Below are 11,257 nucleotides of genomic sequence, written 5' to 3'. Positions count from 1 at the left end.
CGATTAGATATGATGCATCCTCCTGTAGGTATTCGCTCGCTTGCTGTAAACTTTCCAAGCATCACACGTACAAATGATTATTACAAGGAAAAATACCCTGAGCTAGTCGCTCGGGCAGAGCAAAAAAACTTAGCAAAGCTGTTTTCGCTTGCTGGCTCTATTCCCAAAAACGAGTTTGACTTGGAGATGTTGCCCTATCTTAAGGACCCCTTTCGCGGCACCGTTCAACGGCGAGTGTTAGGTCCAGGTGAATCGTCGCTGATGCTGGAAGAGCGTGCGGCTCGTGACGCCCTCGACGCAGCAAATCTTACTCCCAAAGATGTCGATCTCTTGCTCGTCGCCTCGATTTGGCCTGAACAAATAGGATTTGGTGATGCAGCGTTCCTTGCCCGTCAACTGGGTTTGCAGGGTGCGGCATGGAATCTCGATGCAGCGTGCGGGGTTACCCCGGTTGCGCTTCAAACTGCTTGTGCCCTACTACGAACGGGAGAGTACCGCAATGTCCTGGTGGTTATTTCGTGTAATTACTCTCGCTTTTTCGATGAAGACGATACCCTTTCGTGGTTTATGAGTGACGGTGCTGGAGCTTTCGTGGTCGGTTCACTCGAAGCCAACCAGGGAATCCTCGGTACCAAGACCATTCATACTGCTGCTTTATGTGACAGTTTTTTTGCTAAACTCACTCCCGACGAGCAGGGCAATCCGCAGGTGCATATGCAGATGGGCAAGGGTGCAAACAAGGCGATCCGCGAAACGGCTGTAGGGCTTCTGCGTACGTGTTGTGAGGGCGCTATCGCCGCAGCCGGTGTAACTATTGAGCAAATCGACTTTTTTATTTTCAATACATCCACTGCTTGGGGGGCACGCTTTTGCACGCGCGTACTGGGCATTGACCAAGAACGCACAATCAACCTCTACCCTCAGTTTGCAAACATTGGACCAGTAATCACGGTAGCCAATCTGTACTATGCTGCACAGTTGAGCCAAATTCACGAAAATGACCTAGTTCTTGTATATGGCTTAGGTGCAGCAGGTGCCTCCTCTGCATGTGTGATGCGCTGGGGCAACGTGGCGCTAGGTTCTGTTCCATATCTCATCGAACCTAACTCAGCACTGAAAAGTTCCTCAGACCGTAGCTTCGCTCTTTGTTAAGTATATCTATCAAAATTTCAAGCATACTCAGTAGTTGATTGTGCAAAAACAAATTCTGGTGACAGGATTTTTCCTGTTGTCTTTGATGTTTCCGCTCAAAGCCTCGGCAAAGAATTATGACGAGATTTATGTCTTTGGTGACAGCTTCTCTGATATAGGTAATGTATTTGATACCACTAAAGGAGCTATTCCCCCTAGTCCAACCTACTTTAATGGACGTTTTTCCAATGGTCCAGTTTGGGTGGAATATCTCGCCTCTGAGCTAGGGTTAACTTTCAATTTGAACATTAACTTTGCCATAGGTGGTGCGACCACTGGATTCGAGAACCTTGGACTCGCTATTTTACCGGGATTACAGCAACAAATTAATGACTTTACGGCAGCAAATAAGTCCGCTGACCCGAACGCCCTTTATATCGTGTGGGTCGGTACTAATGATTACCTTGATTACTTTTTTGGTAACATTCCTAACCCAATTGAGCCAGTCACAAATTTATCAACAGCAGTAACCTCGCTTGCCACCGTCGGCGCTCAAAATATCATGGTAGTTAACTTGCCGGATTTGGGGAAGTTTCCAATTACAAGCGGCGATAGTCAGGTAGCAGGCGTATTAAGCACTTTCACGAATGCACATAACTCTGGTTTGACCACGGTTCTTAACTTTTTGAGCCAAGAACTAAGCCCCGAGATCAACATCATTCCTCTCGATGTTAATTCCTTATTTAATCGGATCATCGCTGCTCCCGGGGAATTCGGTTTTATGAATGTAACCGACTCTTGTATTGGAGACTTATCGGTGGTACCCATAAACGTTTCTAGACAGCCAGTTGCCTGTACCCCAGACAAGTTTTTGTTCTGGGACGAAGTCCATCCGACAACTGCTACTCATAAGCTAATTGGAGAATTAGCATTTTCAGCACTCTTGCCACTGCCTGTCCCCGAACCTTCCATTGTGTTAGGAGTGTTAGCGTTTGGTGCTTTAGGTGCAGTATTGCTACGGAAACGCAAATAGCTATCAGTTAGTGCAAAACAAAGAAATTAAAAGGAGCATACGCATGATAAGTCAATTATATGGAAAAGTCGCGCTAGTCACTGGAGCTTCATCAGGCATTGGTCGGGCGACAGCGATTGCATTTGCACGCGCTGGAGCAAAGGTTGTGGCTGCCAGCCGTCGTCTTATTGAGGGGGAGGAGACGGTGCGGCGCATACAAGAGGTAGGAGGTGAGGCTATTTTTGTCAAAACTGATGTGTCAAATGCTGCTGAAGTAGAGGCGCTAGTTAACAAGACCGTCAATATTTATGGTCGTCTGGACTGTGCCTTCAACAATGCCGGTATCCCATCGTCCGGTTCGCTCACCGATGTATCTGAAGATGATTGGAACCGCGTAATCGACGTGAACCTCAAAGGGACGTGGCTCTGCCTCAAGTACGAGATTCCAGCCATGCTAGAGCAGGGTAGCGGCGCGATTGTAAATGTAGCTTCCGTCGGTGGGATTGTTGGTTTCGCAGGCTATGCCAGCTACTGTGCGAGTAAAGGCGGGGTCATCGCCTTAAGCCGAGCGGCAGCGATAGAATATGCCAAGTCTGGCATCCGTATCAATATCGTGAGCCCAGGTGCCATCAATACCGATATGCTGGCTATCCATCCTGTAGATGTGCTCAATCAAATTATGGCAAAGCATCCCATAGGACGTAGTGGTAAGCCGGAGGAGGTTGCAGAGGCTGTGGTATGGTTGTGTTCAGACGCAGCTTCCTTTGTCACGGGCCAGAACATGATGATAGATGGGGGATATAGCGCACAGTAAGGCAGGTCTAATGAATGGTGAGAAATCATCACTCTTACTCGCTTCAAAAGTATCCGTTTTGTCAAAGACAAGTAAGTACGGAATGTGGAATTAGCTAAACGCCTTTCAGAACAAATAGAGAGTAACTCAAGCGCTAGTCTTCTTTGGACTCAACTGCCCCTAAAGCTTTTAGAGCGCTAATAGTTGCCTCGGTTAAACCTGAAACACCGATAATGTTCATGCCTTGGTAGCACCTTTTACTTCTCAGAGTTTTCACGTGTTCACCAGTATTGACATCCCAAAGTTTAATCGTATCATCTTGACTACTACTGACTAGGGTCTTACCTTGAGGACTAAAGGCGACTGACCAGACTAACTTGGAATGTCCCGACAAAGTTCTTATTTCTCTGCTTGTGATGACATCCCATATCTTAACTGAGGAGTCATTGCTACCACTCGCCAGCATGCAATTATCAAGAAAACCAACTGAGTGTACGGCACTGGAATGTCCCTGCAAGGTTTCGAGATGCTTACCTGTGCTGACATCCCACAACCTTACTGTTTGGTCACTGCTGCCACTCGCCAGCATACGACCATCAAAACTGAAGCTGACTGTCCATATCCAGTCAGTGTGACCCTGTAGAATTTTGAGACATTGACCTGTGCTGACATCCCACAATCGAACTGTTTGGTCATGACAGCCACTGGCCAATATATGTCCGTCTGGACTGAAGGTGACTGACCATACCCGATGAGTGTGCCCCACAAGGGTATTGAAACATTGACCAGTATCAACATCCCACAGCTTCACAGTTTGATCATCACCGCTACTAGCTAATATGTGACCATCGGGACTAAAGGCAACTGATGTGACCCGATTACTATGCCCTTGCAAAATTGTGCAACATTTACCAGTATCAGCATCCCACAGCTTCACCGTTTGGTCCTCACTGCCACTAGCAAGCAGATGACCATCGGGACTGAAGGCGACTGATATAACTCGATTACTATGTCCCCGCAAAGTTTTGAGGCAATAACCAGTACTAGCATCCCACACCTTTACCGTTTGGTCATTACCGCCACTAGCAAGCAGGTGACCATCGGGACTAAAGGTGACGGACCAGATCCCATCACAATAACCCTGCAAGGTCTTTAGGCATTGACCAGTACTAACATTCCATAACCTTACAGTTTGGTCATCACTGCCACTCACCACTGTTTGACTATCTGGACTAAATGCGACTGACCACACTCTGCTACCATGTCCCTTTAAAGTGGTAAGGCAACGACCTGTATTGATATCCCACAGCTTCATCGTTTTGTCATCGCTGCCACTGGCTAGTGTATAGCCATCTGAACTGAAGACAACTGAATTTACGTAGTCACTATGACCCTGTAGAGTCTCAAGGCATTGACCAGTGCTGATATCCCAGCAGCGTATCGTTGGGTCATGGTAACCAATGGCAAGAGTTTGACCATCTGGGCTAAAGGCGACTGACCGGATTCCACTGTTATGACCTTGTAAGGTCTTGAGGCATTGCCCGATGCTAGTGTCCCACAACTTTATCGTTTGGTCATCACTGCCACTAGCAAGCATAGTACCTTGAGGACTAAAGGCGACTGATGTAACCCGATTACTATGTCCTTGCAAAGTTTTGAGACATTGACCAGTGCTAACATCCCAGCATCGTATTGTTTTGTCCTCACTGCTACTGGCAAGCATAGTACCTTGAGGACTGAAGGCGACTGACCAGATCCCACCATTATGCCCCTGTAAGGTTGCGAGGCATTGCCCGGTGCTAGTATCCCATAACTTTACCATTTGGTCATCACTGCCACTGGCAAGAACACAACCATCGGGACTAAAGCTAATCGGCCAGACGAAACCCGTGTGTCCCTTGCAGCTAAGCAGCTGTTTTCCATCCCCTATCTGATACAGGCGAATATCGTTATAAGTATCTCCCGTAGCCAAAACTTTCCCATTGGGGCTAAAGGCTACCGAATGGATACCGCCAAGGATTTCAGCAAAAACACACTTAGCTAGATTAGCGTGAGCGAAATTTACATCGTGCAAATCCACATTCCGCAAGTCCGCTTGCCAAACGGTTAGATAAGAAAAATCATAACCACTTAAATCTGCTTCCAGATGACAAAGCAGATTAAGAATATTTCCAGCCGTGTAACCTTGTTCTAGCGGAGATTCTTCTCGTAGCTTTGCTAGAATTTGAGTTAGCTGATTTTTAAGATTTCTTTTGCTTCTAAAAACAGTGAGCAGCCCATCTACAAGTGGTTTAAGGATGACGCGAATTTGAGTTTCCCTCACATAGTCCTTCGCCGTCGCCTTCATCAAAGCATGGCACCTGAACAAATCGATTTTCTGAGTCTCAATCTCTCCACAAACCTGCTCTACCAATCGATTAGTCACATACTCCATGACTACAGGTTGTAGCGTGAAGGTTGCTGCGCTTTTTTCAACCAGCGATCGCCTGACCAGAGACTCCAGCGCTTCCAGTAATTTCTGTGATGCTACTGGTGATACAATATCTTCTCGTAACTCTGAAAGCGAAACTGGCTCACGATTAATCGCCAGCCAGTACATTATGTCTACTTCTAAATATGACAAGCGCGAAAACTGCTGGTCTAAAAGCTCGCAAATATCGCCAAAAACAGTTGCTTCTTGTTGCAAAAATTTAGTAACATTACCATCAAAAACATCTTGAATAGCCGTAGCAACTACCTTCAAAGCTAAGGCATTGCCTGCATAGCGCTCTACCAGTTTTCTGAATTCTGACTCAGAAGCAGTGATCCCCTTCATTTTCAAGATTTCCTGCCCGTCAACCGATTTTAGACCACTTAGGCAGAATGAGCGTACGCATAGCGTGTTTCCTTCTAATGACGCCACATCTTTCGGTTTTTCCCGGCTTGTCAGCAGCAAGCAGCTTTGGTGAGTTGATTCTCCCACCCGTCTGAGCAGATCCCCATACCCCTCATATCCCTCTCGATAAACTCCCGCTCGACTACCACCACGCAAAATCGACTCCATATTATCTAGTATCAGCAGACAGCGTGAGGCTCGCAGATAATCAATCAGCAGCGACACTCGCTCGCCGACGCTTTCTGGTAATGAAGCTTCTGTTTCCTGCTCATCAGACAAAAACTGGATCAAGTTACCCAGGATAGCTTTAACGGGAGGAGCTTCTCGTAGCGATCGCCATATAATATACTCAAAATTATCCTTAATCTCTTCTGCAAGTTTTACAGATAGAGCAGATTTACCGATCCCCCCATTCCCAACACTGCCACTAATCTACAGCGCTCCTCAACAAGCACATGCTCTAAGGTGGCTATTTCTTCTGTGCGTCCATAAAAAACTGACGCGCAAATCGCTTCTCCCCAATCTAGGCGCTGAGATTGCGTTGAGTTCGTATAGTAATCTTTCTCCAGTTTTAAATTAAAAGCTTGGAAAAAAAGCTCAAGTGTTCGTTTGTCAACCCCGCCTTCGCGAGACAATACCTTAGCAATGGTAGCAGTATTAATTCCAATACGTTCCCCTAAGTCTTCAAGGGTGTACCTGTTTCCATAATTTTCATTTAATTCAGATGCCAGTTTAGCAGACTGAAGTTTTTCCAATCCTTCAGGAGTAAGAATAATACCGCGTTTACGCTTGTTCTTTGAGAGTTTCATTATAAACACCAGCTTGAAAGCAGTAACATAACCAAAGCGGAGCTACAATCCCTTAGGTGCTATGATGCGGACTATTTAAGATCTGCAACTACAACTTGCTACTTGCTTTTTATCAAACTTGCGGACAAACACCCTAAAAATGGTATCAAATATACATCAAATAGTACCACAAAAAGTGCCTAAAGACGCAAGTCCCTTAAACTTTACAAATTTTTAAGAAATCTAACTTCCATAAAAATTGTAACAGTTATCAGTTATCAAGTATCTGCACGCTTCAGTTATCAGTTTCATCATTTGGGTAACTTAAAGGTCCACCGATTGGATCAAAGCGTTAGTGGTTCACCACTGGAAACTTAGGGAACCACGGCGTAGAGCAAGTGGTGTGAGCGTGATCCCACCATACGCCTTACAGCTGGTACTGCGGCTGGTACTGTTTTAATGACCGAGGACTTACACATTGACAAAATTACCTCAATATACATCGATAACTAGTAAATGCTGGTTGTAGGTGCGCTCACTCAATTCCATAGTTAAGCCTTTTAAGTTTTTTCTGTCTTCGTAATAGATGTAAGTAAAATCAACTTATGCACTTGTAGGATAGAGCAATCCCAAATACTGTATGAACGTTCGCCCGTGCCGACTTGCAGTTCGCGCCGAGGGAGAAACTTTTTTGAGTTTCTCCCTCGGCGCTGGTGGGTTTGGATCTTGAATTACTTTCAGCTTTACCGAAAAGTTTTGTCAGTCAACGCAAGAATGAGGGTTTCAGGCTGCGTTTTTGGAATGGATCACAGCGAGTAAACTCACATCTTGCACCAAGAAAAATTGATGGTACTTCGTGACTCAGTATGAAAGCAAAAGTCCTTTATTTAGCGAGAAAAGCCAAGAAAAATAATGTAGCTTTATCGCACATGTTTTTGGTTTGTACGGGCTTATACGGTTAGGTGCATTCCGGTGAGCGCCCACGAGGGGGAAGTCAAAAATCAAAAGTCACGCATTCAAAAGTATTAAGCCTCCTCGCAAAAAATGAAAGAAGCACATTTTTATTAGCTTTGGTGAAAGCCTTGCTGTATAAAGGTTATAAAATGTGCATCTTAGGAGTAAAAGCGATCGCTACCCTTGGCACCCACGAGCCTGTTGCCCAAAAGGCAGACTATGGAAGGATTTCGGTATATTGTGTTTCCTCGCTCAAATGAAGGCCGCTTAAGTCTTTTAGAAAAGTTTTCGGTAAAGCTGACTTTAACTCATACCCCGGACAAGAACATATCGCTCTTGCTTAGTTTCATAAAGATCCGGGGGATTTCCTGTCAAAAGTCATTTGTCAAAAGTCCTTTGTATTACTTTTGAGCAGTGAAAGCGTGTGAAAAAGGGCGGCGGTGCCTTTCTCCTCCCATTCTGTGAAAGTTATGGGCACTTCTTGTCACCTTTTTGTGAGATCAGCCAAACCAATTAGAAGGAGCGAAACCTGGATCAACAACTCCTGGAATTAAGTGAGTCATGTGTTCTTCCTTTTTATGAAGAATTTTCTCAATACCTTTATGAATCAAAATTTTGATACATAACGTTTCTTCTGTAAGCAAATGTAAGGACTTAAAAGATGCTTGTTGTTCTTGATCAACTGCTACATAACGATTGGAAACTCGACTTAAAACATAAGCAATTAGTTCTTGACGTAAGTCAGGAATTGAGAAAAGCTGTCGATAAGGATGATAAGGATAAGTTTCTAGAACATTCTCAATTTCTTCAACAACTGCTGAGAGTGTCAGATTAATAATTTTCTTAGTCATAGTTTAATCTCTGGGTTTGGTCTGTTGTCTGCTGGTAATTTTTGTTTAAGGTAGGGGCAAGGGCGATCGCATAGCGCACCCTTCCTTTCAACCGCACTCTGTGCGATTGTTGCCCTGTCCCTCTAAGATTGGAGGCAGATTTCTTCTAGAAATCTACCGAAGCTATATGGCAATACAGTTCAATTAACCATGTTCAATCCTCGAAGATCCTCCCAACCCCCCGATACATTGGGGGTTTTTATTCCCCCCCCGAATCTTGGGGGCTAGGGGGATCAACTCTTATCACCAAGCTTATTGGGCTATACGGGCGATCGCGCTAAAAGCGGATGTCCAACTATCGCACCCTTAAATCTAGGCGGTAGATTTTTCCTGGATCATCTTCCGTTCCCATACCACCAGTCAGCCCCTTCTCCTATCGGAGACGCTGCGCGTTCGCGTAGCGTGCGCTTTGCGCTTACGGGGAAGTCAAAAGTCACGCATTCAAAAGTCAAAAGTAAGAACCCCATAACTGAAGTTGGGGGCTTGAGTCACCGGACCCGTATTTCTTGCGCCTACTCGATGAAATACATTTTTTGTTTTTCCATAAATAAATTTAGGGGCTTGTACCTTTTTCTTTCTGGTCACGAAGAGATAATCCTGATTCAGACCGCCAAAAACACTGTTCCTCTTAATGAGGTTAGCACTTGAATATTGATAAAGCAGGTGACCATTAGGATTGAGGGCTTGCACTTGACGCATACCATAATGAGCGACGTAAAAGTTCCCTTTCGAGTCCTGACATATCCCGTTAGGCTTATTGTTGATTTGCTCTCCCTGTTTGATAAGGAGTTCAGCAAACACTTTTTGTAGTCCGACTTTTCCTGGTGACAATACGTCATAGGCTAAAATCCGGTTTTTATGGCTCTGGCTAAGAAGCGCTTACCGTCCTACGTGGACAGGGTCAATCAGACTACTCAGTACGATGTGGTACTTTAACATTTTTGAAAATACAACGATAATTAGGAACGTGAAAAAGCTTGCCTGTCAGAATCTCGCCTTTACCCATAGCGAGGAGTCGAAAGACAACTACCGCAGCGATCGCTCCTATTGGTGGAGCAATGCAGTAAAGCCACTGGTCTTTCCAATACCATGTGACTAAAGCTGGTCCAATGCTGCGTGCGGGACTTAAACTTGTACCAGAAATAGGAGCTTCTAACCAGACTATTGTTGCCACTAAAAGCCATGTCATTAGTGGTGTCCAACGCATAAGCCGATGATTGCTTAAAAAGATAAAAATAGACAACACCAGTAAAAAGGTTATGGTTACTTCAGCTAGAAATACATACCAAAGAGCGTAACTCTGCCCAGGCACAGTCATACCATTACTGACACTAGCAGCGTAATCTCCCCAAATAAAAACCACCAAGACAGCAGCAGTAATTGCACCAAAAAATTGTGCAATGATGTATCCGATAACATCATGTTGATGCATCTTGCCTTGCGCCCAGAATGCCAGCGACACCGAAGGATTGAGGTGAGATCCACTCAATTTCCCCAATGGAGAAATCGCAAAGAGTGACCCACTGCCAGCAAACAATAACCCTGTAATCAGCAAACGAGTACCTTTGTCAGGTATAAGAGCCTCCATTGGCAAACCCTTACCAAAATTGAAGACAACTGCATTGAGTCCCACAAAGAGATTAAATGCAGTTCCAAGAAATTCTGCACCATATTCAGGCCAGTGCAATCTACCGTACCTACTGAGAATTTGTTTTACTCCTTGGTTCATCTTTGTTCTCCAAAATGAATCAATTTTTTTTCCAAACTAATAGTTGCAACAGAAGCGGATAATGAGTTATGGCTTTCTAAATTCAGCAACGGCATTTCTTGCCAACAGCTTCGGCAGAACCAGTACACACGCTTATTACGAATATGTTGCAACAGTCGATGGGAGCAGCAAGGACAATTTTTCACCTGAACAGCTAGTTTAAAGCTAGCTGCTGACTGCTGACTGCCTCCAACTTTAATCGACGACTCACTCCAAGTGGTTCCTACCCAATGCATTGACAAACCCTTCCTGTTCCATGAATTATAAGTAAGTCGTACAAAGAAACGTTAGTTTCTGAAGACTGCTAATAGCTCATGGTGATACAACAATTAGCAATTAGCGACTATATGTTCTCAGCAAAAGTATGCTTTGTAAAAGCAAAGAAGAGGGCAGAGGAAATTAAGGAATAAGAAAAAGGTGAAAAGTTAACTTTTCACCTTTGCCCTTTATTGTGGTAATGGCATTAAAGAAGAAAGAAGTTATGAATAATATTATTTATCTTCAAACCTGTTTTCACCAGTTAAGATATGTACGTTAAAGCTGAACTTAGTGCTAACAATTTCCATGCTGTAAAATGTAATTATACTCTCAATAAAGACATTCCGTGGCAGTAGGTTGAGCAACGACGTCAAAGCCTAAAGACTGAGCTTTTTTTTGAGATTGTTAAGGACTTGCTCATGGTATTTCTGCTCATAGTAGTCCATGCTAGGGTCAACATACTGTCCACCAGTTGTCCATATCCGGTAGAACAGGCGTGCTAACTTATATGCCCTGAACGCAACTCGAACTCACACGAAAAATCTTTTTTGAGCAATGACAAAGGAGCGCCCGCCACTGGGGGATGGCATCGAGTGGCCGCTTTCAACTATGCTCCCAGAGGCACCCCCAAGGGGTGATTGCCCAAGGCTTTGCCGTGAGCGCTCAGCCGAACGGGGCACAGGCATTGCCAATCGCAATTCCTTTAAGTTGACACCAATGGAACCCCTCTTGTGCCACATTGAGACAACCCGATCATTTCCGGTTGATCTGTGATCACACCTTTTCAT

7 protein-coding genes and 2 pseudogenes are annotated in these 11,257 nt (G+C 44.7%); 4 read left to right on the top strand and 5 right to left on the bottom strand.

Annotation, left to right across the window (positions count from 1 at the left end; translation table 11 throughout):
- Positions 1–9 precede the first annotated feature (9 nt).
- The 3 genes from V5G28_RS16125 to V5G28_RS16115 are packed head-to-tail and all read left to right on the top strand — an operon-like array spanning position 10 to position 2,957.
- Complete coding sequence (locus V5G28_RS16125) at positions 10–1,152, top strand: 3-oxoacyl-ACP synthase III family protein (RefSeq protein ID WP_332991174.1); 1,143 nt, start codon at positions 10–12, stop codon at positions 1,150–1,152.
- Between the two features lie 40 nt (positions 1,153–1,192).
- Positions 1,193–2,164: an SGNH/GDSL hydrolase family protein gene (locus tag V5G28_RS16120; protein ID WP_332991173.1), complete on the top strand. Its 972-nt coding sequence runs from the start codon at positions 1,193–1,195 to the stop codon at positions 2,162–2,164.
- 43 nt (positions 2,165–2,207) lie between these two features.
- On the top strand, positions 2,208–2,957 hold the full coding sequence (locus V5G28_RS16115; protein ID WP_332991171.1) for an SDR family oxidoreductase: 750 nt from the start codon (positions 2,208–2,210) through the stop codon (positions 2,955–2,957).
- A gap of 133 nt (positions 2,958–3,090) precedes the next feature.
- Here V5G28_RS16115 and V5G28_RS16110 read toward each other — a convergent pair.
- From V5G28_RS16110 to V5G28_RS16090, 5 genes and pseudogenes are all read right to left on the bottom strand, one after another.
- Positions 3,091–6,620: pseudogene (locus V5G28_RS16110) on the bottom strand (NB-ARC domain-containing protein).
- A gap of 1,433 nt (positions 6,621–8,053) precedes the next feature.
- Positions 8,054–8,404 carry a late competence development ComFB family protein gene (locus V5G28_RS16105; RefSeq protein ID WP_332991169.1) on the bottom strand — a complete coding sequence of 117 codons (351 nt, stop codon included), beginning with the start codon at positions 8,402–8,404 and terminating at the stop codon, positions 8,054–8,056.
- A gap of 480 nt (positions 8,405–8,884) precedes the next feature.
- A pseudogene (locus V5G28_RS16100) lies at positions 8,885–9,301 on the bottom strand (SMP-30/gluconolactonase/LRE family protein); the annotation flags it as partial.
- A gap of 52 nt (positions 9,302–9,353) precedes the next feature.
- The gene (locus V5G28_RS16095; protein ID WP_332991166.1) at positions 9,354–10,172 is read right to left on the bottom strand and encodes an MIP/aquaporin family protein; all 819 of its coding nucleotides are present in this window, start codon (positions 10,170–10,172) and stop codon (positions 9,354–9,356) included.
- Positions 10,169–10,447, bottom strand: a complete 279-nt coding sequence (locus V5G28_RS16090; protein WP_332991164.1) for a hypothetical protein — start codon at positions 10,445–10,447, stop codon at positions 10,169–10,171. The genes V5G28_RS16095 and V5G28_RS16090 overlap by 4 nt, the downstream gene beginning before the upstream one ends.
- Before the next feature lie 577 nt (positions 10,448–11,024).
- Here V5G28_RS16090 and V5G28_RS16085 point away from each other — a divergent pair.
- Positions 11,025–11,243 carry a hypothetical protein gene (locus V5G28_RS16085; RefSeq protein ID WP_332991162.1) on the top strand — a complete coding sequence of 73 codons (219 nt, stop codon included), beginning with the start codon at positions 11,025–11,027 and terminating at the stop codon, positions 11,241–11,243.
- Positions 11,244–11,257: the final 14 nt, after the last annotated feature.

The sequence above is a fragment of the Scytonema sp. PRP1 genome, assembly GCF_036697665.2.
GTDB classification, from domain to species: domain Bacteria; phylum Cyanobacteriota; class Cyanobacteriia; order Cyanobacteriales; family Nostocaceae; genus Kalymmatonema; species Kalymmatonema gypsitolerans.
This window is presented reverse-complemented; position numbering and strand designations above follow the sequence as displayed.

Bases quoted from the DNA above. Each gene is read 5' to 3' on its own strand.
- V5G28_RS16125 (WP_332991174.1), top strand. From the start codon at position 10: ATGATGCATCCTCCTGTAGGTATTCGCTCGCTTGCTGTAAACTTTCCA.
- V5G28_RS16115 (WP_332991171.1), top strand. From the start codon at position 2,208: ATGATAAGTCAATTATATGGAAAAGTCGCGCTAGTCACTGGAGCTTCA.
- V5G28_RS16105 (WP_332991169.1), bottom strand. From the start codon at position 8,404: ATGACTAAGAAAATTATTAATCTGACACTCTCAGCAGTTGTTGAAGAA.
- V5G28_RS16095 (WP_332991166.1), bottom strand. From the start codon at position 10,172: ATGAACCAAGGAGTAAAACAAATTCTCAGTAGGTACGGTAGATTGCAC.
- V5G28_RS16090 (WP_332991164.1), bottom strand. From the start codon at position 10,447: ATGCATTGGGTAGGAACCACTTGGAGTGAGTCGTCGATTAAAGTTGGA.
- V5G28_RS16085 (WP_332991162.1), top strand. From the start codon at position 11,025: ATGACAAAGGAGCGCCCGCCACTGGGGGATGGCATCGAGTGGCCGCTT.